Annotated in this window: 14 protein-coding genes; 4 read left to right on the forward strand and 10 right to left on the reverse strand. The window is 44.9% G+C overall.

Translation table 11 applies throughout. The features are described from left to right. Positions 1–37 precede the first annotated feature (37 nt). The 3 genes from C170_RS08395 to C170_RS08405 all read right to left on the reverse strand — a co-directional run bounded on the left by C170_RS08395 (position 38) and on the right by C170_RS08405 (position 4,205). A complete protein-coding gene (locus C170_RS08395; protein WP_036608348.1) occupies positions 38–1,201 on the reverse strand; it encodes an MFS transporter in 1,164 nt (387 codons plus the stop codon). Positions 1,202–1,328: 127 nt separating this feature from the next. Further along, positions 1,329–2,081 carry a TrmB family transcriptional regulator gene (locus C170_RS08400; protein WP_036608350.1) on the reverse strand — a complete coding sequence of 251 codons (753 nt, stop codon included), beginning with the start codon at positions 2,079–2,081 and terminating at the stop codon, positions 1,329–1,331. Positions 2,082–2,168: 87 nt separating this feature from the next. Then, entirely contained in the window at positions 2,169–4,205 is a 2,037-nt protein-coding gene (locus C170_RS08405; RefSeq protein WP_442789454.1) for a catalase, read from the reverse strand. A 206-nt stretch (positions 4,206–4,411) separates the two neighbouring features. On the opposite strand from C170_RS08405, the gene C170_RS08410 reads away from it, so the two are divergent. Further along, positions 4,412–4,672: a hypothetical protein gene (locus C170_RS08410; RefSeq protein ID WP_036608353.1), complete on the forward strand. Its 261-nt coding sequence runs from the start codon at positions 4,412–4,414 to the stop codon at positions 4,670–4,672. 125 nt (positions 4,673–4,797) lie between these two features. Here C170_RS08410 and C170_RS08415 read toward each other — a convergent pair whose 3' ends face one another. Beyond that, the gene (locus tag C170_RS08415) at positions 4,798–8,538 is read right to left on the reverse strand and encodes an alpha-L-arabinofuranosidase C-terminal domain-containing protein (protein ID WP_036608355.1); all 3,741 of its coding nucleotides are present in this window, start codon (positions 8,536–8,538) and stop codon (positions 4,798–4,800) included. Positions 8,539–8,923: 385 nt separating this feature from the next. Between C170_RS08415 and C170_RS08420 the strand changes: the two genes are divergently transcribed. Further along, positions 8,924–11,341: a family 43 glycosylhydrolase gene (locus C170_RS08420; RefSeq protein ID WP_036608358.1), complete on the forward strand. Its 2,418-nt coding sequence runs from the start codon at positions 8,924–8,926 to the stop codon at positions 11,339–11,341. 203 nt (positions 11,342–11,544) lie between these two features. On the opposite strand, the gene C170_RS08425 is transcribed toward C170_RS08420, so the two are convergent. Continuing rightward, positions 11,545–12,099 carry a helix-turn-helix domain-containing protein gene (locus C170_RS08425; protein WP_036608360.1) on the reverse strand — a complete coding sequence of 185 codons (555 nt, stop codon included), beginning with the start codon at positions 12,097–12,099 and terminating at the stop codon, positions 11,545–11,547. Positions 12,100–12,231: 132 nt separating this feature from the next. Here C170_RS08425 and C170_RS08430 point away from each other — a divergent pair, with 132 nt between their 5' ends. After that, positions 12,232–12,813 carry a LysE family transporter gene (locus tag C170_RS08430; RefSeq protein WP_036608363.1) on the forward strand — a complete coding sequence of 194 codons (582 nt, stop codon included), beginning with the start codon at positions 12,232–12,234 and terminating at the stop codon, positions 12,811–12,813. Positions 12,814–12,867: 54 nt separating this feature from the next. On the opposite strand, the gene C170_RS08435 is transcribed toward C170_RS08430, so the two are convergent. Beyond that, positions 12,868–13,845, reverse strand: a complete 978-nt coding sequence (locus C170_RS08435; protein ID WP_036608366.1) for an MBL fold metallo-hydrolase — start codon at positions 13,843–13,845, stop codon at positions 12,868–12,870. Between the two features lie 426 nt (positions 13,846–14,271). Between C170_RS08435 and C170_RS08440 the strand changes: the two genes are divergently transcribed. Further along, complete coding sequence (locus C170_RS08440; RefSeq protein ID WP_036608369.1) at positions 14,272–15,249, forward strand: alpha/beta fold hydrolase; 978 nt, start codon at positions 14,272–14,274, stop codon at positions 15,247–15,249. A gap of 88 nt (positions 15,250–15,337) precedes the next feature. Here C170_RS08440 and C170_RS08445 read toward each other — a convergent pair whose 3' ends face one another. From C170_RS08445 to C170_RS08460, 4 genes are all read right to left on the reverse strand, one after another. Next, positions 15,338–15,985 (reverse strand): hypothetical protein, encoded by a 648-nt coding sequence (locus C170_RS08445; protein ID WP_036608371.1) that lies wholly within the window; start codon positions 15,983–15,985, stop codon positions 15,338–15,340. Positions 15,986–16,292: 307 nt separating this feature from the next. After that, a complete protein-coding gene (locus C170_RS08450) occupies positions 16,293–17,774 on the reverse strand; it encodes a DHA2 family efflux MFS transporter permease subunit (protein ID WP_051447104.1) in 1,482 nt (493 codons plus the stop codon). A 68-nt stretch (positions 17,775–17,842) separates the two neighbouring features. Further along, positions 17,843–18,430: a TetR/AcrR family transcriptional regulator gene (locus tag C170_RS08455; RefSeq protein WP_036608373.1), complete on the reverse strand. Its 588-nt coding sequence runs from the start codon at positions 18,428–18,430 to the stop codon at positions 17,843–17,845. Positions 18,431–18,692: 262 nt separating this feature from the next. After that, positions 18,693–21,947: a bifunctional cytochrome P450/NADPH--P450 reductase gene (locus tag C170_RS08460; protein ID WP_036608376.1), complete on the reverse strand. Its 3,255-nt coding sequence runs from the start codon at positions 21,945–21,947 to the stop codon at positions 18,693–18,695. Between the last annotated feature and the right edge of the window lie 282 nt (positions 21,948–22,229).

Genomic DNA, 22,229 nt, shown 5'->3' on the forward strand with positions numbered 1-22,229 from the left:
AATGCAGAGGTTCAAGCTTTTGTCCAATTTCTTTATTCTAAGCAACCGCCTGAACGGTTTTTTCCTTAACGCTAATGGCATAGATGGCAGACACCAAACCAAGCAGTATCAGAACAGAACCAACCCATCCAGTATTTAGAATCGATGAGTGATCGATCACCATGCCGCCGATATAGGTACCCAGTGCAATACCTGCATGGGCAATACCTGAGTTGGTGCTGATTAGCGTTTCGGCTGTTTCCGGCGAAGTTTTGATAATGAGACTATTCTGCACAGGCGTAACGGTCCAGCTCAGTGCACTCCAGATGCTTAACAACAGTAAGAAGGCGATCAAAGGCAATCCCACACTGAACGGAATGACAGCCATACTCACGATAAAGGGAATCAGCACAATGATAATGGCTTTAGCAGGATGCAGACGATCGGATAACATGCCACCGATGCCTCCACCTGCAACAGCGGCGATTCCAAACATCATATAGATAAAGGTGACCATCGTTGCACTGGCACCCAGCGTTTCTTGCAAGAATGGCGTGAAATACGCATATAAAGTCAAATGACCCGCAAGCACAAGCAAAGTTGTAGCATGGATTGCCAACATTTTTGGATTCCACAGAGCCGTAAGCTGTTTCTTCAGGGATACAGCAGGAATAGGCTGCACACGATCCATCGCAATCCAGATGGCCACCATAACCACTGCTGTGAGAATAGCGATCAACATAAACACCTCACGCCAGCCTGCCAAGTTACCTACAAAGATTCCAAGAGGTACACCCAGGATAAGTGATGCACTACCTCCCATGGTAATGATGCCGACGGCGCGTCCTTTATACTGTGGTTCCACAATGCGAGCTGCAAGGGTCAGGGAGAGCACAAAAATAAGTGAGCCCGTGGCGGCTCCGAGCGCTCTGCCCGCCATCAGCATATAAAAACTGGAACTAAATGCAGAGATCAGATTACTGATCAGAAAAACAAACAGCGTACACATATATACCTTTTTACGCTCGAATCTGGCCGTCATATTTAATAAAATCGGTGCAGACAACGCATAGACAAGTGAGAAAATAGAGATTAAATACCCCGCTTTGGCCAGGGAAAGATGAAGATCCGTAGCAATCAGGTCCAGAATTCCGCCCAAGATCAGTTCAACGGTTCCGACCACAAATGCTGCGATAGCGAGCACATATACTTTCTTATTCATTTTTGAATCCTCCTCAAAAAGTTACAACTACGATAGTAACCCATAAGAATGAAAGTTTCAATAGTTATTTTCATGATTGTTTTCAAACAAAGATATAACAAAAAAACTATCCTCCGAGAGAATAGTTTTAATAGATCAACCTGGTGAGCAGTTTCTCGATTTCGGCATCCTGTAACAGTTGGTCACCGTATTTTTTGGTAATCTGAGTAAGGGCAACATCATGGTAGAAATAATCAGTCATCGCTTTGACAATCGGTTTGGACATCGTCTTGATCGCTCGCCATGAATCATGCTCCACACCGGCAAACAGCAAATACGCATCATCCACAATAAGCAGCTGTGAAGGTTCTGGCGCATCAAGCAATGGAATCAACGAGTATATCCGGTTTAAGGATGTCTCCATTCCCCCAACGGCAAGCACTTCAACGTACACGCCCTGCTTTTCCTTCTGCTCCAGCAGTTCACGATATTTCTCCATTCGCTCATTCCAGGCCAGAAAAAGAATCGATGAATCTGCTTCCTCGATCAGCTGTTCGATATTTGATGCGATGGACGACTCATCTTTTAACGTCCAGATATGCTCATCTGTAAATGTACGTTTGATTTTGTAACTTTTCAATTCCTCAATATCTTTCTCAAAATCAGCCTTAATCTTATGAATAATGGACTGAAGATCCACAGCCATATAAAGTTTTTTCTTCCCATCCATCGTTGTCAGTACCGTTCCCTTGTCGATCAGGCGATTAAGTACTTCATAGATTTTGGCTTTGGGAACGTTGGAGTAATTTACAATCGATGTGGCATCAAGCGGTTCATCCTGCGCGAATATAGCCTCGTATACCTGACTTTCATATTGTGTAAATCCGAATTTCTGCAACATGGTTTGAATCGGCGCATCCCTTCTTAGTGTGTCTGATCTATCTAGTTTAGACGCATGAACTTCCCATGTCCAGTTTATCCCACGTGGCTATGTCCGATCCCAAAAGCGCTGCTGGGTCATCGCTTGAATGAATTGCTCTGCAAACGCCGCAGGCTGCTGTTCCACAATGACGCCAGGTTTGCCTATAATGCCGACCGGCTGGATCACCTCTGCACCCGTCGGTGTAACACCGATCGGTTTGAAATGATTGTACGTTTCGATCGCATAGGATCGGGTGTATTTCTGAACATAATCGTTTTCCTGCTGTCCTCCAACAATGAACAGACCATCATATACCAAGGGCGAGCCGGTCAAAAAGCTATCGTCCACCTTGAGCTCCACATTCCCTGTTCCACGCACCACACCCTGTCTTTCATGTACAATGACCGGTTGAAGTCCCGCTCCCTTAAGCTCTTCCAAAATGTATTGTGTGCTCGGGCCATCGAATCCTTCCCCAACAATCACTCCGACACGCAATGTCTTGGGAGAAAACACCGTATTTTCCATGCTGAGCGCAGGTGACGACTTCGTCACTGGAGATTCAGGAACGTTAGGTACATTGACTCCGAGTTCCACGGCCAGAATGGTCGCCAGCTCTGTGCTGATATGACCCAACATATTGACAACCTGCTGACGGATGGAAACGTCCTTTACCTTCCCAAGTTCAAACGTGAGTGCTTGAATAATATGGCTTCTCTCCAAGCCTGTCATGCTATTCCAAAAGAGACGTGCTTGCGAGAAATGATCCAGGAAGCTGGGTGCCGTTTTCCGTTCTTTAAGACCTTGCACTGGGGAAGGATATGTCACAAATCCCCCTTTTGTACCTGGTACAGTATGAGGCGAGTTATTGGCAAGCGAATTTTCATGATAGGCGACTCTCCCCTGATCAATGGTATAGCGAGAGGCTCCATCTCTCTGGTTGTTATGTACAGGGCATATCGGACGATTGATCGGCAGTTCCTGATAATTTGTGCCAACCCTCGCCAATTGAGTATCCGTGTACGAAAACAGTCGCCCTTGAAGCAAAGGATCATTGCTAAAGTCAATGCCACGTACGATGTTCCCTGGATGGAAAGCAACCTGTTCCGTTTCCGCAAATACATTTTCGACATTGCGGTTAATCGTCATTTTGCCAATGATTCGCACCGGAATGTCTTCTTCAGGCCATAATTTCGTTGCATCCAAAATATCAAAATCAAACTTGAATTCATCCGCTTCCTCCAAAACTTGTATTCCGAGTTCAAACTCCGCAAAATTGCCCGCATTGATGTTCTCCCACAGATCCCTGCGATGAAAGTCCGGATCAGCACCTCCTAGCTTTTGAGCTTCATCCCACACAAAAGAATGCATGCCAAGTACGGGCCTCCAATGAAATTTCACGAATCTGGATTTGCCTTCATTGTTCACCAGTCGGAAGGTATGTACTCCAAATCCCTGCATCATTCGAAAACTCCGTGGTATCGTGCGATCCGACATAATCCACATGACCATAGCAGCCGACTCCTGGTTATTCGCAATGAAATCCCAGAAGGTGTCGTGTGCAGTAGAGCCCTGTGGAATTTCATTGTTAGGTTCCGGCTTTACCGCATGAATCAAATCCGGGAACTTAACTCCGTCCTGAATGAAAAAAACAGGTATATTGTTGCCAACCAAGTCAAAATTGCCTTCCTCAGTATAAAACTTCACGGCGAACCCACGTACATCCCGATTCGTCTCGTTAACCCCTTTGGAACCAGCAACTTCGGAAAAACGCACAAACAGCGGTGTTTTCACTCCTGGATTCTGAAGAAAATGAGCCATCGTTAACTCTTCAAGTGATTCATATAACTCAAATTCACCGTAAGCTCCATATCCGCGAGCATGCACAACTCTCTCCGGAATGCGTTCCCGGTCAAAGTGAGACAATTTCTCACGCATCAGAAAATCTTCAAGCAGCGTGGGTCCGCGATCCCCCGCTTTTAGCGAGTTGCTGTCATCTGATATTTTAACCCCTTCGTTGGAAGACATCTCTTTCCCGTTATTGTCCCGAAGAAAGGTGTTTCTTTGCTCAATCTTTTTATTCTCATCCATAGGTTCCTTGCTCATCCCAATCACCTCCAGAATATATGTATGGGATTGAAAATGCATTTATGAGTATCTGTTATACCTATGAATTGTTGTGAATTCCACAGGCACTAGATATAAATGGAAGGTGTTAACCCCATTTATTGCTCATGACGTCTTTTGTCTAGCACCTTCTACATCACATTGTCATTTACTATAAAGAATCTAATAGAAAAGAGATGATTAGTATGGCTCGTGTCAATGCTGTTCCGCAACCGGATCTGGTATTAATCTATTGGTCAAGAAATCCCCTCGTCCCTGGTTCTGCGCGCAGAATCCAAAGTGTGCGCGTGATTGGTAATACGTCTCCATGTACATTCACACTGGTTCCCGGTGCACGGCTAATCAATGCACTGAACTGTTTGCTGGACAATGATATTGGATTCAAAGTGGTCTACCGCCATAAAACGTCGGCAATCAGTGGCGTTCTGTTATTAAAACGCAAATAATCAGACCCAAAGAAATGGTGCCTTCCTTTAGGAGAGCACCATTTCTTCGTTCTTTGATCATCAATGGACAGATTTCGAACGCCAAAAAACCGCGATAAACGCGGTCTCTTGTTCACGATATGAATTTAATTCAGAATATCCATCACCAATACATTCACTGAATGAGCTGTTAAGTTAACGACCACCGATGTATCCGACAGTGTAATCTCCTGTTCTTGGGGAACCACTTTCTCATCATTCTTCTGATTCACATTCGGAATATGCACCAAATGATCCTCTCCAGTAAGTGTGATCAGTCTGGCTGAAGCATCTACCTTCAGATCCTGAAGGCAAATCCGGGTTGATTTATCTACACCATCTGCATTCACCAGTTTCACATACACATGCCGTGCGTCCTTCGTAACAGAGTGGAATACTTCCCGGTTGTAAGCTTCCAGCTTGTAATCCAGAACCTTGCTGGTATTACGTCCGTCTGTATAGGAGCAAACCAAATTCTTTCCTGTATCTCCACCATAGTTAACCGTAATTGTATAATCGGTTCCATTCTCGAGTGGTTCATAGTTGGCCGCTCTCAGGTTACCTGCTGCCGAGCTGGATGAATAGTCTCCCAGTGTATAACCCTCAATCCCTTGTTTGTACACCTTCACGCCTGTTGCGTTCCCGCCGTAACTAATTGCGTACTCAATGACATCCTTGTTCTCAGGCGAGATATCCGTCAGTCCCACACCGATGTAAAAACCATCCTCACCTGAAATTCTTTCAGCCTCAACGTGAACTTTGTAATTGGTCCATTCGTCATTCAGCAGATACAATCCATTCAATCCACTTGATTGTGCCTTCAAAATGAGTCCTTTTCCTGCGGTTAACGCATATCCTTCCGATCCGGGAATCTGTCTCCATGCCTCACTAGGCTCTGTACGTTCCCTGAAATCTTCATCAAACATCAAACTGCCATCCACATTGGACGTCACTGTAACTCGTTTCACCACGATGTCTGCATGACCCGTTGCAATCTCGATACCTCCACGAGGAATGAGATTCAACGGTTTGCCTTTGCTATAGGTGGAGAATGAAGTTTCAAGCACCTGATCCCCTACATATTTTGCAAAAAGCTGCTGTACATAATAATTCGGTGTATACCACACGGTTTCATCATCAAACCAGATGCAGTCTGGCGTCCAGCGGTAAGTACCGTCCGTTAGTACTTTGTTGAACAATGGCGCATAGGCAGCCAAACGCACAACGTCCGCGTTATTTTCAAATCCAGTCATGATCGCAGCTTCTGCAACCGCTCCTGCCAGCGTGTTTTTGTCCGTGGAAGCATATTCTCCAACAAATACTTTGGATGTTTCTTTCCAATCGATACTTCCATCTTCAAGATAAGCCCGGTCATAGTAGTTGTAGCGATCTACGTTATTCAGCAAATATTCATTGGATCGGTAGTAGTGCTCATCTGCAATGGTGTCCATGTAATTGTCCTGATTCTCATACCAGGTTACCGTCTCCTCAATCACCTCAGCACCATCTGCAAAAGCAACCTGAGCTGACCCGGTGAGGTTCCCACTGAGGAATTTCCATCCTTCTTGGTACGCATCATCATCCGCCTGAGCTCCAACCGTCGAGATAATGTGCAGCTCATGATCAGGATAGTTCTGTTTCATGTACTCATCTATCGAACGTTTGAATACTTCGAAGTTGGCAAAAAATTCAGTGCCCCAGTTCTCATTGCCTACGCCCAGATAACGAAGATCAAACGGTTCAGGATGTCCCATCTCGCTTCGTACCGCTGCCCATTCGTTGTGTTCAAAGTCTGTACTGAGCGCAAAGTCAATCAGATCTGTAAAGTTGCGGATATAATAATCCCTTAAAGCGCCACCCGCAGGGTGAGCATAGTCCGAGCGCGCCTGACACAACACACCGCAAGCCATGACTGGAACCGGAGCGGCATTGAGATCTTCCGCCAGTTGGAAGTACTCCATATAACCGAGGCCCATCGTCATCATGTAACCCCAGACATTATAATTTTCTTTGCGGAGCTCAACCGGACCCACAGAATCCTTCCAGTCATATACGTTATCCCAGATAAAAGATCCCTCCGAGATACATCCTCCCGGAAAACGCAGGAACTTCGGATGCAGATCTGCGAGTGCCTGGATTAGATCTTTTCTCAATCGATAGTTCGGGTTACCTGTGTAGTTAGCATGTGCCGTAGCCGATATTCCCTCTTCTGTCGGATCAGCTCCCCATACATTCTGAGGGACTAGGGACACCATATCGATGGAGATGTCACCTGCAAACGTAAGTGCCAGTTGACCAAGTACAGTCTCCGTTCCGATCAGAGACAAACCGTATTTCTTCCATGTGTTCCCGCCTTCAACATGCAGCGTTACCGAATCACTGATGGAAGTGTCACTTCCATCCTGCAATTGAACAGTGATCGTTCCTGCCAATTCTGCTTTTGCCCATACGGTAAAGTCATATGATTCACCCTGCTTGATGGACATGGCACAATGCTGGTTGGAGTCTGAGAATCCACGATTCCGAATCGTAGCCCCATCCTGAACCGTTACATAATAAGCATTTACTTCAGGGTCTTCCACGTTAAAATGAACGTTTAGTCCATCCGTATGCTGTACGCGCATTTTCTCGGTGTCGCCTGACCAGGCAAACAAAGGTTCACGATTTCGACCTGTCGAACAACCACATTCTCCAGAGTCATGCGAGTACGTATCAAATGCAAAAGACTCAAATGATCGATTCTGAACAAGCTCTGCATAGATTCCGCCATCTGCCGCGTTGTTAATATCCTCGTAGAAAAGTCCATACATGACTTCACTGATATCCGCCACCTTCTGATCTCCATGGATAGTGACCGTGTAAGGCGGGAGATGCGCTGGCACAACAGACACGTCAAAGCTTTGGCTCAGCTTACGATCACCTCTGTTCAGAAGCGCACGGAGCGTAACCTCTTGTGCTGATGTGATCATCTGAACTTCCCCGCTCTCGGACAAGACTTCCGGCTTACTGGAGCTCCATTCAACAGACACTTTACCACCCAGCAAGTCTGCAGGTAATGATACATCCTTGGTGATGATTCGGTTGGGGAAGGACAAGTACTTGTCCGCCGCAAGCTTCACAATCGCTTCATCTGTCAGTGACTCACACATCACTTCAATGACTTCATCCATGGTGAGTGCTGCCCCATAGATCCGAAAGTCGGATAACGAACCTGCAAAATCCACATCCGGTGCATACTGGGAACGTCCAATATAATTCCGGCTATAATTCTCAGGATCGGTGAACGAATCAAACCATTCGCGCAATTTGGCATAATTGCCGCTCGACGTCTGACTGATCGAGCCGTCTGCGGCCTTCTCCCCGTTCACATACACAATTGGACCCGCACTGCTCAACGTTCCCCCTTGGCTACCTGCCACGGAGAGCGCAATATGCAGCCATTCTCCACTTGCAACTCCTCCACTTGGGTGGACAACCAGATTATCTCCGGCGTATAACGTACCCAGAAGCTGACGTGTCAAAAATAAATACGGCCCCTTCTCCCCTTTACCAAAGTCAAAAATGCGTTCCCACACATTAGACCCCTTGCCCAGAAACACCCAAGTGGCAATCGTGATTCCCGTGTTATCGCTTACATCACGAAGCAGATTCGAGGGTAATTGCAGATAAGAAGTTCCATTCGCTCCCCCGTTGAAAGTCACCGCCGTTCTGCCTTTCAACTCGGATATCACAGGCGGGATCTCGCCTTTGGTTATACCATCATGGCCCTTACCGGAGCTGTCCTTCCCGATCTGAACGGTATCTTCAAACGTGTATTGTGCAATTAATTGATTTTGATATGTGCTCATGTTCTTACCTCCTATGTAGTTGGGAATTGTCGGTTCACGCTTTTGATTCGCATTAATATAAAATGATTGATAAATAGTTAAACACATTTCTTAAACGTAATAATATCGCATCATCGATCCCCATTTCAATCCTAAATTTGAGAAAGACAACTGGTTTATTTGAATGTAATGACCTTTATCGGCTCTTCCCGTCTCTTATTTATTTTTCATTTTACTCTTATAAACATTAGATTTATGGTTTACAAACATATAAATCAATTGATAATATAACAAATGAAAGCGCTTGATATAATGAAATACTCAAAGGAGGTCTGCCGAACCTTTTATCGTGTGTTGCCAAGTATCGGTTGATTTTTCATTCCGGGGAATAGGAAAGGGGAAACGTATGAAACGTTATTGGGTTCGCGTACTTAACATTTCTGTACTAAGCACCACTTTACTTACTGCAACAACTTTGGCACCGGTCTCGGTGTTCGCAAATGGTTCAGGGGCAACCGTGGGTAACTCGCAGAGTTCCACCAAACCTATCGCTAATTCTGCTCCAACATTTAAAAATGTTTCCGTTCATGACCCTTCTGTCATTAAGGTGGATGATACGTTTTATATTTTTGGTTCACATCTGCAAGTGGCTAAGTCCAAAGACTTTCTGAACTGGGATCTGGTCGCCTCCGGCGTTACAGATAACAACCCTGTTGTCCCCAATGTAACCAAGGAATTCGCTGAAGCGTTGGAGTGGGCGCAGACGGATACGTTATGGGCAGCAGATGTCATTCAATTGGCGGATGGCAAGTTTTATATGTACTACAATGCTTGTAAAGGGGACTCTCCGCGATCAGCGCTCGGCATTGCTGTCGCAGACAATATCGAAGGCCCTTATAAGGATCAAGGCATTCTGTTGAAATCCGGCATGTGGGATCAGATCAGTGAGGATGGTACCATTTACGATGCAACGATTCATCCCAATGTGGTCGATCCGGATGTCTTTTATGATAAAAACGGCAAGTTATGGATGGTGTATGGCTCGTATTCAGGAGGGATTTTCATTCTGGAGATGGATGCAACGACAGGTAAACCACTGCCAAATCAAGGTTATGGCAAAAAGCTGACCGGAGGCAATCATAGTCGTATTGAAGCCCCTTATATGCTCTACAGTCCCGAAACTGATTATTATTATCTGTACCTGTCTTACGGTGGGCTAGGTGCTGATGGAGGATACAACATTCGCGTAGCCCGCTCCCAAACACCGGATGGACCTTTCCTCGATGCGGAAGGAAACGATATGATCAACGTTAAAGCGGACAAGGATAAACCGTTGTTTGACGATCGTTCTATTGAGCCATTTGGAGTCAAATTGATGGGGAACTTCCTGTTCGAGAGACAGATCGGTGATCCGGGCACAGGCCTAGGTAGCGGTTATGTATCGCCAGGGCATAACTCTGCTTATGTTGATCCGGAGACTGGCAAACAATTTCTCATCTTCCATACCCGCTTTCCAGGGCGTGGCGAAGAGCATGAAGTTCGCGTGCATGAGATGCATATGAATGCAGATGGTTGGCCCGTTGTTTCTCCATATCGCTATGCGGCTTTGGGAGAAGTTACCACGCAGCTGACAACTCAGGAGATCGCTGGTCAGTACCAATGGGTGAATCATGGTAAGGACATCACGGCGGACATCAAGCCATCCCAGACCGTTCAGTTCACGGCAGATGGGCAGATTCATGGTACCGTGACAGGAACATGGAGTCTTGGCGCAGACAACAAGGTTCAGATCACATCGAATAACGTTGAGTACAAAGGCGTTTTCACACATGAATGGAATTCGGAATCTCAAAGTACGGTTCTGACCTTTAGCGCGCTCTCATCCTCCGGAATTGCCATCTGGGGAAGTCAAAGTGTTGAACGGAGTGATCAGGACATTGTAGATGCGGTGAAAAAGGACCTGAGCATTAGCAGTACGGATCATGTGTTCTTCAACCTATCTCTGCCTACCAAGGGAACAAGTGATGCAGAGATTACGTGGAAAAGCTCCAATGCTTCGGTTCTATCCACTACAGGTGTAGTACAGCGACCTCGCGCCGGTAAGGGAGATGCCAAAGTGAAATTAACCGCAACGATTCGTAAAGGAACTGCGGTAAGCTCCAAAACGTTTAACGTTATCATTCCACAGCAAGCGGTAAGCCCATTGCTCGGGGAGTATACTTTTGAACACAAGAAAATTGGCAAAGTCGCACAGGATTACAGTAAAAACGGATATCACGGACAAGCCTTTAACGTGATCAGTTCTGCTGCTAGTGGCAAAAATCAGGCTGCTACATTCAATGGGACAGACAGTTACATTCAGTTACCTGGACTCATTACAGATACAACGGATTTCACGTTTAGCGCCTGGGTCAATTGGGACGGTGGCGGATCCTGGCAGCGTATTTTCGACTTTGGAAATGGTTTGACAAGGCATATGTTCCTTACTCCCTCCCAACATAATGGGGCATTACAATTCACCATTCATAATGAGGGACGGGATCAGAGCCTGATTGCAGCAAATCCGCTGCCTTCCAAAGAGTGGGTTCATGTCGCTGTAACCCTTCAGGGTGATGTGGGTACTCTGTATGTGAATGGTACATCGGTTGCAAGCAACTCTGAGATTACTTTTAACCCGAAAGATCTGCAGGTAACGGAAGCTTATGTAGGCAAGAGTCGTTATACGTCTGATCCGTTCTACAAAGGCAGTCTGGATAACGTAAGAGTGTATGATAAAGCATTAACAGCCAAGGAAATACAGCGTCAGGCTAAAGAAAAGCCATAAGTTAGAGTCCTATCATAGGCGTTGGACTCCATAGCGAACAAACCTATAAAGCAGCCAATGTTTTGAACTGAACCCTTTGTGAGACACGACACGACTAACGAGGGAGTTGCAGTTCATTACATCAGGCTGCTTTATTGTCATTCCTTTCATGTATGCATTTATTCGTTCATCGTTCGTTACATTCACAGATGGATCTTTGCATCTCACTTCGAATAATGAATGACCATGTTGAATTTGTTCGTCTTAGCACCGGAGTTAACGTAGGCGTGAGGCTTGTCCGCTCCAAAACGGATCGACTCCCCTGAACTCACCGTATAATCTTCCGCCCCTACTCTAATCGTAACTTCACCTTCAAAGACCGTAATAAACTCTTCCGTACCTTCGATATGCGGTTCAGCTTTCAACTCAGACTTGGGGTCCATCTCCATCATATATATTTCAAAGCGGCGTCCTTCTTCAAAAGGAAAATGCGGATAAATCCGAACCCTTCCCTCATCCTCCATCAATACTTGAATATCATCCCCCGTTACAACGGTTGTATCTGACTTCGGCTCGTGAATCAAAGCAGTAAAGGAAGTTTTCAGGCCATTAGCAATCTTCCATACGGTTGCAATGGATGGATTGGATTCACCACGTTCAATCTGACCAAGCATGGTCTTGCTAATACCAGACATTTCGGCGACCTTGTCCAGACTAAGTTTTCTTTGTTCCCTAAGCTGTTTCAGGTTCTGAGCAAGAATACTATTAATGTTTTTCAAAAATCCATCCTCCTCATTTTATATTTATATATTGTGCTTTATAACGCACATATTGTACAATAATAAAGACCGTACGTTATAACGTACATTTCAGGTCATTATATCACACAACTAAGAAGACGTGGAGGAACCATGAACATTATACCTTTAGTGACCTATGCAATCATCGCTTCATTTACACCCGGACCCAACAACATCATTTCCATGACGCATGCCAGAAATCAGGGGTTCCGCAAGACCCTTCCTTTTATTAGTGGAGTTGCAGCCGGCTGCCTGCTAATTATGTTTCTGTCCAGTTATTTCAACCTTATTCTTCATCAATATATTCCCAGGATCGCACCCGTATTGAACGTGTTAGGGTGTGTGTATATGCTCTATCTGGCTCTCAAAATCATGCGAAGTAAACCTGCAGATTCGCAAGAAAACAAGGTTAATCATTATTCATTTCTATTTGGGTTCACCCTGCAATTCATCAATCCCAAAGTCATTCTGTATGGGCTTACTGCCATATCCGTTTTTGTTCTGCCTCTTGGGCAGTCCCATGTTCATTTAATTGTATTTTCCTTGCTGCTCACCTTCATCGGTATTAGTGCCAATATGACCTGGGCGTTCGGTGGCATGTTATTCCAGAGCTTTTTATTAAGATACGAGCGTCCTGTTAATATCGTCATGGGTATGTTGTTAATTTACAGTGCACTATCAATCCTGATGTAAAATGTAATAGAAAAAGCGTCCACTCATTCAATGAGCTGAACGCTTTTATTTTTTTCATCCTAATTCCGGTCTCCACCATGGATGTGTAGGGTAATGCTCCGTATGAAGCACAACCTTCTCACCGATTTTGGGAGTTGCAATCTTAACTTTCAAAGCATGTGCAGCCTTCGTAATCCGTTCGACTGGTTCATTCCAGGCATGATAGGCAAGCGTAAATGCGGCCCAATGAATCGGAATAAGCAACTTACCCCCTACATCCAAGTGTGCTTGCACTGTTTCTTCCGGCATCATGTGAATGTTGGACCAACGCTCGTCATATTGCCCACACTCCATCAAGGTCAGGTCAAATGGACCATATTTACTGCCAATTTCCTTGAAATGAGGACCGTATCCGCTGTCCCCACTAAAGAACACCTTCGTATGTTGTCCAGCGATAACCCACGAACACCATAAAGTAGAATTACGGTCGAATAATCCTCTGCCAGAGAAATGTCTTGCTGGCGTGCAAGCGAATGTTAAACCTTTGAACGATAACTCATCCCACCAGTTATGTTCGGTAATCTGTTCCGAAGGCACACCCAGTTGAATCAGACGACGACGTACCCCAAGCGGTACGATAAATCGCTTTGTTTTATCCTTCAATCTACGAATGGAGTCATAATCCAGATGATCATAATGGTCATGCGATATAATGATTGCATCCAGCGTTGGGAAATCCTCCGGTTGAATCGGTAGATTGGTGCTGTAACGTTTGGTACCCACCCAGGATACGGGTGATGGACGATTGCCCAGCATCGGATCAAAGAGCAATCTGTGCCCTTCTATTTCGAGTAAAAAAGCCGAATGTCCGAACCATGTAACCTGTGGTTTATCGGATGCACTGAAGGTTTCAGCAGGTTCACATATCTCCATAGGCATCGTGCCAGATGGCCTCCTCTCTACATTGCCACGCATGGAATCTCTCAATATACTGATCAGGGACTTGAAGTTCATGCCTGCTGATGTCGGGAGCTGATTTTCGTATTTTGTCATTATACATACCTTCTGTTCTATATAATCAATCTAGGTTCAACTTTTGATTAAGATATATTCAACTATATCAGTTGAACTACACATTAACACTAGAACGTAGAGGACAGAAATAACCTGAAGAAGCGGAGCGTTCGCCTTTATCACCAGATTTTCACCTTTATAAAAGTGAATCAAAAAAATCTGGGGATAACAGCGATCGGAAGGTTATTCTGTCATCGGAGTGAGCAGTGTAAATATTCTTTAGTTCAACTTATATCGTAGCTATATATTAATTCATTGGCCGTTGATATACAATTTTCACTAGAACACGCCCATTCCCCATGATCGGAAATAAACTCAATTAAGATAGAATTAAGACTCTGTTTTCTCTCCTATAAGATTGGGCATATATGATAGAGAAAATACATGGAGAGTATGTGAGAGAACATGAAGAAATGGCGCAAAAGATTAGTTAAGTTTTTGATATTTGACCTGGCGATAGTTCTGTTGCTTCTGGGTACTGGCGTGATCTACCAACAAGTGGGTTTAAGGCAGGATGCCAAAACACTTGTCCCCCCTGGTAAGCTGTACGAAGTCCATGGAGACAATATGCATCTATATACTGGTGGAGAAGGCGATGTAACAGTCGTACTCGCCTCTGGCTGGGGGACCGCTAATCCCTATGTAGATTATTATCCATTATATGAAAAGCTTGCTCCAAACACAAAATTCGCTATATATGACCGATTTGGCTATGGGTATAGTGATCAGACCGATAAAAAACGTGATGTCGATACCGTAGCTGAAGAATTACACGAGTTGTTGCAGGTATCTGGACAGAAGCCACCTTATGTATTAGTTGGACATTCGCTCGGCTCGCTGGAAACCATCCGTTTCGCACAAAAATACCCGAATCTCGTCAAGGGTATCGTCATGATTGATGGCGGAAGCCCCGAATATTATTCGAATGACGATGACTCTTTGGCAGACACAATTGGTGGTTTTGCGAATAAATTCCGTATCCAAACCGGACTATTCCGCCTCTCCATGCAATCTGACATGATTGTCAAAACTTCTAATGCCAATCGTAATGAACTGAAACTTGTACCCGATGATCTGAAAAGATTGGATACAACTGCGCTGTTGCACAACTATGGTAATGTGAACACGTTGGATGAATTACGTGAAATAGCTACCAATGCCAAAGTGGTTGTAGATCACAAGCAAACCTTACCGTTTCCACTCACCATACTGACAGCTGACTACCTTGGTGCAAGTGAACCCGAATGGGATAAATCACAATCAGAATTCAAATCTTGGTCAGATGATTCAAAACAGGTAACCATTAAAGATACCGATCATTACATCCATCAATATCGCCCTGACCTCGTTGCGAATGAAATATTGGCCCTGGTGAAGAAGTAACGTACACTCTGCTAAAGTAAGGCTATGTTATATCATGAAAGAAACCCCAAAGGTATCTCTAATATCTTTGGGGTTTTAAGTATGAGATTTATTGTGCTATCGCCAGTCTTGGCCGTTGGGACCTGAAATCGCTGAAAGCTTGTTCGATCTCTAATGCAGTCAACTGGTGACGATAAAAGTACTGTTCCATCGCCTCCATTTCGGTACGATCGCCATTGTAGATGTTATCAATTCTTCGAATGACCTGGTTATATAAGCTCTCACGTCTGGAGTTCACAGGTTCACACAACCAAAAGTCTGTTCTTTTCACATCACCTGTCTCCGTCCATAGCAAATTCTCATATCGGATGACATCCCAGTCCCAATATCCAGCATGAATCTGCTGAAGTTCCGTCGTAAACATATCGTATATCAAGTTGGGAGGAATATGTCCATATGTCACACGGTACTCTTTCAGTTTGAATGCTTCAATCCACTCTGTCAGGGTGTACTCACCTGGTGAATACGCATACAATTTAGGTGCATAAGAATTACTCTGCAGTGCCCTAAGTGCCTCACTTTCTAACTCCCCATCCAATCTTGCACGTGAAGCATATACCTTGAGACAATAGTTTTGCAATCTATATACGACGGAGCTATTACTAATAAGCGAAGCCTGTAGAGTGAGATGGCCGTTTTTTTCGTAGTGCAACAGCATCTTTTCAATGTTATTGCTAATGGGATTGATGATAATCATAACGATGTCTCCTTGAGTGAAAATAAAATATAAACCGTTTTCGAATTGGTTAAAAATTGTACTAATACATTCTATATTACCCTTTTATATTAGTATGAACATATACAATTTTGCCGGAACATGAAGTATTTGCTCTGAAATTCATTCTTTAAACCGCCGTATTCCAGCTACATTTTTACTCTAATGGCTGTAACCCGTTTCACGTCAACACCGAAAAAAGATAGATACGCAAAAAAAAGCGATGCGCCCTTAGAGTTAAGGGACATCGCTCTTATACAGTATCTAATTATTATTGTTGCTTAATGAATTAATGCATTGGACCTTGTTGTCCTGGCGTTGATCCTACTTTGACCCGTTTCACGAAGAGTGAAGCAATCAGGCCGATAATCGACAGAACTAATGCGAATACAAAAGCATTCTGTACACCTGACGTGAAACCTGCCAGTTGATTTTCTGGACTTTCCGGATTCGCCACTCCGCTCAAAAAGCGGGATTGTCCTGCGCTCAGTATACTTACCGCAACAGCCGTACCGATCGCTCCGGATACCTGTTGCAACGTATTCATGATGGCAGTACCGTGAGGATAATACTCACGGGGCAATTGGTTCAGACCATTCGTCTGTGCAGGCATCATAATCATCGAGATTCCGACCATCATGAACACATGCAGCGTAATGATTTTCGCCAGTGTTGTTGTAGGTGTAATTCCAGTGTACATGAAGAGTACAATCGTTACGATAGTCAGACCAATAATCACAAGCCACTTTGGACCGAACTTGTCAAACAATCGACCCATAACCGGAGACAGTAAACCATTCAGCAAACTGCCCGGCAATAGAACCAGTCCGGCAGTTAACGCGGTAACGGCCATACCTTGTTGCAGATACATTGGCAGGATCAGCATGGATGACAGCATCATCATCATACAGATGAATATCAGGATCAGACCAATCGTGAACATCGGATATCGGAATGCACGCAGATCCATCATTGGCTGCTTCATTCTTAGCTGACGGATACTGAATAACAGCAAGGACAACACACCAATAACGAGAGTGGCAACAACGACCGGACTTGTCCAGCCTCCGCCAGTTTCCCCGTGTCCCCCTGCGCTACTGAAGCCGTATACGATACCACCAAAACCAAGGGTAGAAAGGATAATGGACAGTACGTCAATTTTGGGCTTGGTCAATTTCGAAATATTAGGCAAGAACAACAAACCGCATACCAGTGAGATCAGGAAGAACGGCAAGGAGATCCAGAAGATCCAATGCCAGCTCAGATTAGCCAGAATCAGACCGGAGATACTCGGACCGCTTGCTGGTGCAAACATGATAACCAAACCGATCAATCCCATGGCCGCGCCACGTTTTTCAATCGGGAAAATAACCAATATGGTGTTAAACATCAGTGGCAACAACAGAGCTGTACCTATCGCCTGTAGTACCCGTGCCACCAACAGAATTTCGAAGCTAGGTGCAAGTGCAGCAACAAATGTTCCTGCAATCGAGAAAATCAAAGATGTTGTAAACAGCTGTCTTGTGGTAAACCACTGCAACAGCATGCCGGATACCGGTACCAGGATTCCCAACACAAGCAAGTAACCTGTAGTTAACCATTGAATCGTTGTAGGACCTACTTCCAGTAGAGCCATAAGTGGCGTCAATGCCACGTTTAATGCCGTTTCTCCAAACAGACCAATAAAGCCGCTCAGCAGCATTGCGAACAAAATCGGAAATACCTTGTATTGCTTTGTTTCTTGTTGATTCTGTGCAGAATCAGCCTTCATGGAAACCTCCACGATCCCATCCTCCTCAAACGTATCGAACTTTCTTTTTCTCTATCTCTTGGTATAAATTATTGAATCTGTTTGGCGTTCTTCGTCACAACCGACAAATACTCAGCAGCCGTCAGCAGAGGCTGTTTATCCTGATTCGTCAGGCTGATAATCAGTGCTCCCTCCATCAAAGAAATGATCAGAAGTGCCGTCTCCCGCGCCTTCTCTTCACCAACACCATCCAGAATCAGATGTTTCTTAATGACATCCTGCCAATCTGCAAATACACCCTGACATGCAATACGCAACTGCTGACTAATACACGATGTCTCCACAGCTGCCCAGAAGCTGAATGGCAGAAATCCGGTAAACCCGGCTGCTTCTGTTTCATGAGCCAAATCATGAATAAATCTCTGAATGGCATCCCCCGTATTGTCGTGGGCTGCAAATGTTTTCTCAAATGTCTGCAGGATATGTTCATTGGCTTTTTGAATACACTCGTGCGCGAGCTCTTCCTTGCCATGCGGGAAATAATGATACAACGACCCTTTCGGCGTACTACTCTCTTTGATGATCTGATTCAGACCGGTCGCATGATATCCTTGTGAAAAAAACAGTCTCGCTGCTGTGCTGACAATAGACTCTCTAGCATTAGACTTTTCACTCAACGAAAGCCACTTCCTTCAAATAATTATAACAATCGGTCTATATAATTAAACCCGTTCAGATAAGGACTGTCAATCATTTTTATTTCAAATTTTATTGTAAACGCTAACAGTTCAGGAGTGAGAAAATGAACCGAGCGACGGCTCATGGTGAGATCATCATAACAGCCGCTAATTTGGAGACAAAGCTCCAGATTAAGCGGCTGTTTGTTAGCTTGAGTATATTAAGGACTGTATATTAGTAGATGTTGGAGTCATCTCCGTCTTAATGTACCTCCTCATGCACAGCTTTAGGCGTTTCACCTGTTCGTTTATTACCTGCCCACACGTCTTGCACGTAGCGTCCTTCGGCCTGAAGCTGAATGAGCCAGTTTTTCGCTTGCTGCATCGTTGCTTCATGCACCTCCTGATATGCTTGTTGCAAAGTCTCTTCTACCTCAGGAGCCATCAGGCTTCCATCCCCGCATACGTAGAGTTTTCCTTTGTTCATCAGCATGTGAATTAACTTTTCGGAATTCTCTTTCATTAGATGCTGTACATACGTTTTGGGCTTGCCTTCTGCACGAGAAAAAGCAGTGTGTAGCTTAACGATCCCTTCCCTTTCGTATTGCTCAAGCTCCTGACGATATATGAAATCTGAAACATTCCTGCACCCAAAGAACAAATGCGCCTCACTCAGTGGCAAACCTCTCTGTTTCATGACAGCTCTCGCCTGGAGGAAACCTCTGAACGGTGCAACCCCCGTCCCCGGTCCCACCATGATCATCGGTACGTCAGCCTCTTTCGGCAAATAAAATTCGGATTCCGGCGTACGCACAAACATCAGAATACGTTCTCCGGATGGACAACCGGCAAGGTACGATGAAGCAACTCCCTGGTATTCGCCTTTGCCACTCCATGCAGGCTCTCTTACTACCGATACGGTTATGCTCGCTTGCTCTGAATTCAGGCTTGGCGAACTGGATATTGAATAATATCTGGGCTTGAGTGGAGGCAATAGTTCAAGGAACCTTTCGAATGGCAGTTCACACGCCTCATACTTTTCTAGCAGGTCCAACATGGTGATTCGATTGGCAAGAATATAATCCTTGTAGCTGTTTTCATCCAACATGCCTTCCAGTTCACGCTTATGAGGTGGACATACCGTATGATTAGCTAACTCCTGCAACTGTGTTCTGGAGACTGGTGTCTGCAATTCCACACAATAAGCGAGCAACTCATGAATTTTGACGGGTCTGTTCAGTGGTAGGTGTGTAAGATGGCTGACGTCCGAAGTTAATTGGATCGGAGTATCCCCACGTAGTCCGAACCGACTGAGTATCCGATCCACATTCTGCTTCTGATTGCTAGGCAACACGCCAAGATGGTCGCCTTCTCTATAACTCATGCCTTCAGGCAGTAACACTTCGATGTGACGCGTGCTTCTTCCACTTCCCAGCGCCTGAAGCTCTTTATTGACTACAACCGTGGCATAGCTGGCATCATAAGTTTGTGCAAGTGGCATCTCTGCTTTCTCGTGGACAAACTCCATTTGAAGTCTGCTTGTGCTTGGTAGGGTTGGCTTCACTACTTCCGCGTTGATCCCCAGAGCATTCAACACCTGCGGCCACAACATATGCTGCCACGTCTCAACTTGTTTCTCCATATCACCTCCGGCATCGGCTTCACCTCGGGATAACAGTCTTTTACCTCCCAATTCTTCAAGCTTCTCATCTATCAATCGAGGAATACTCTGATACGTCCCGGACCAACTCCGATCTCCACAGCCCAGAACGGCATAGTTTACATCCCTTGCTTCCTCTGACCCCGCACCATTCAACCAGTCTACAAATGCCGTAGCATTTTGCGGAGGTTTACCATTATACGAAGCAGTGACGATGAGAACGACACCCTGACGAGGTAAGCGGCCCATCCACTCATTCAGAGTGGCTGCTTCACTTGGGATTCCATACGAACGACCTTTCACTACAAGCTCTCTGGCAATGCCTTCTGCCGTTCCGAGATTGGAACCATATAACACCAGGAGCGAAGGGTTACCATCTGCTTCACCGGCCAGGGTATCTCCCATTTGACTGGAACTTGCTACGTCTTTATGAACATCAGGAGCAGGTTTCTCTTCCATAGATCTGGTAGACTTATTCATCTTTTGTGACACTTCACGCGCTTTCACCTGGATTCTGAAGTCTCCCGGCTTCAACGTCAGCGTCTGTTTAACATCCAATTCATAATTGCTGTAATCGATCAGCTCAAAATGTTTGAGGACCATGCCAAGCACAAGTGTTGCTTCATATAAAGCAAACTGCATGCCGATACACGCTCTCTCCCCATTACCAAAAGGTTTATATGCATGGTGAGGCACTTTCGCCGTATCTTCAAATCGCTCCGGACGGAAAAGCTCCGCATCCTCTCCCCAGGCCTCTCTGTCACGGTGGAGCTGGGGCAAAAGAATACTGCAACTTTCCCCTTTCTTCAAGGGATATTTGCCACCTATAACGGTGTCTTCTTTGGCATATACGTCAAATCCCGGAGCGGTTGGCCAGAGACGTAACGATTCACTGAGAATCATGCGAATATAGGAAAGCTGAAGAATTTCCTCGTACTGTGGTGAGTCACTGACCAATATCTGATCCACCTCGTCATACGCCTTTTGAAGCGAATCCGGATTTTTCAGTAGAAAGTAAAGAGCAAAAGATAATAAACCACTCGTGGTTTCATGTCCGGCAATGAGAAACGTAATAATCTGATAACGGATGTTCTCATCATCCAGCATTTCTCCAGTCTCCGGATCTTTACCATTCAACATACGTGCGAGCAAGTCGACCTCTTCGGGTGCTGAACTCGCTTTACGTTCCTCTATAATCTGATCTACCAGAGAGAACATCGTCTGAATATCCTCTTGGAACTGTCGCTTGGTTTTCACCATAAGCAGATTCTGAATTTTCAAACGGGAACTCTTCTGCATCGCTTCATTCAGCGCCCTAACCATGCTTTCAATAAAAGGACTGTGGTCCTGTCTGTAAAAGCTGTTAAACCGATAATTGAATCCACATAGTCCAATGGTATCCAACGTAAGCCGTGTCATATCATCCGCAACATCAATCGTATCGTTGGAATTGATGCGTGCCCACTTGTTGATCAACTGTTCGGCAATATCAACCATCATGGGATGATAACCTTTCATGGCCTGTTTGCTGAAGGTGGGAAGCAGAATGTTATGGGCCTTTTTCCAGTTGGGCTCTGATGTTCTACTTGTAAATAAACCATCGCCACCAAAGGCACGTACATTTTCGAGTTCATTGTATACATATTTGTCAAAACGGGACACATCACATAACTCAGCGACAAGATCTGGTCCAGATACGATTAAACCGGAATAACCGGGAACGGTAAGTCGATATATTGGTCCATGCTGTTCAGCCAGAACACCTAGCGACAACGTGGGTTTATCTTTATCAATTAAGGGCAGATTGCCAAGTGGCCCATACATTTTGGGCTGTGGAATGTAAGTTGCATCACTCATGATGATCACCTCTTAACTGTACGCCTTGAAGCAAGGTATTCGTTAGCCATTTGATGACTACTCTGCTTTCATTCATAAGTGATCTCTCCTTTGATCATTATATAATTGATAGTAATCTGTATCATTTAATAATATAATAAATCATTTTTGGCTTATTATCAAATTTACTTCCGGCTGTATTCCTTTCATTGGAATCGTTCAACGTCTAGCTTGAACAACTACAAATAGAGGATTGCATAGCAATCCCCTAATTTATGAACCTATGACGCCATGGTTCTATTA

This window comes from Paenibacillus sp. FSL H7-689, assembly GCF_000517905.1.
Lineage (GTDB): Bacteria > Bacillota > Bacilli > Paenibacillales > Paenibacillaceae > Paenibacillus > Paenibacillus amylolyticus.

Bases quoted from the DNA above. Each gene is read 5' to 3' on its own strand.
- C170_RS08395 (WP_036608348.1), bottom strand. From the start codon at position 1,201: ATGAATAAGAAAGTATATGTGCTCGCTATCGCAGCATTTGTGGTCGGA.
- C170_RS08400 (WP_036608350.1), bottom strand. From the start codon at position 2,081: ATGTTGCAGAAATTCGGATTTACACAATATGAAAGTCAGGTATACGAG.
- C170_RS08405 (WP_442789454.1), bottom strand. From the start codon at position 4,205: ATGAGCAAGGAACCTATGGATGAGAATAAAAAGATTGAGCAAAGAAAC.
- C170_RS08410 (WP_036608353.1), top strand. From the start codon at position 4,412: ATGGCTCGTGTCAATGCTGTTCCGCAACCGGATCTGGTATTAATCTAT.
- C170_RS08415 (WP_036608355.1), bottom strand. From the start codon at position 8,538: ATGAGCACATATCAAAATCAATTAATTGCACAATACACGTTTGAAGAT.
- C170_RS08420 (WP_036608358.1), top strand. From the start codon at position 8,924: ATGAAACGTTATTGGGTTCGCGTACTTAACATTTCTGTACTAAGCACC.
- C170_RS08430 (WP_036608363.1), top strand. From the start codon at position 12,232: ATGAACATTATACCTTTAGTGACCTATGCAATCATCGCTTCATTTACA.
- C170_RS08435 (WP_036608366.1), bottom strand. From the start codon at position 13,845: ATGACAAAATACGAAAATCAGCTCCCGACATCAGCAGGCATGAACTTC.
- C170_RS08440 (WP_036608369.1), top strand. From the start codon at position 14,272: ATGAAGAAATGGCGCAAAAGATTAGTTAAGTTTTTGATATTTGACCTG.
- C170_RS08445 (WP_036608371.1), bottom strand. From the start codon at position 15,985: ATGATTATCATCAATCCCATTAGCAATAACATTGAAAAGATGCTGTTG.
- C170_RS08450 (WP_051447104.1), bottom strand. From the start codon at position 17,774: ATGAAGGCTGATTCTGCACAGAATCAACAAGAAACAAAGCAATACAAG.
- C170_RS08460 (WP_036608376.1), bottom strand. From the start codon at position 21,947: ATGAGTGATGCAACTTACATTCCACAGCCCAAAATGTATGGGCCACTT.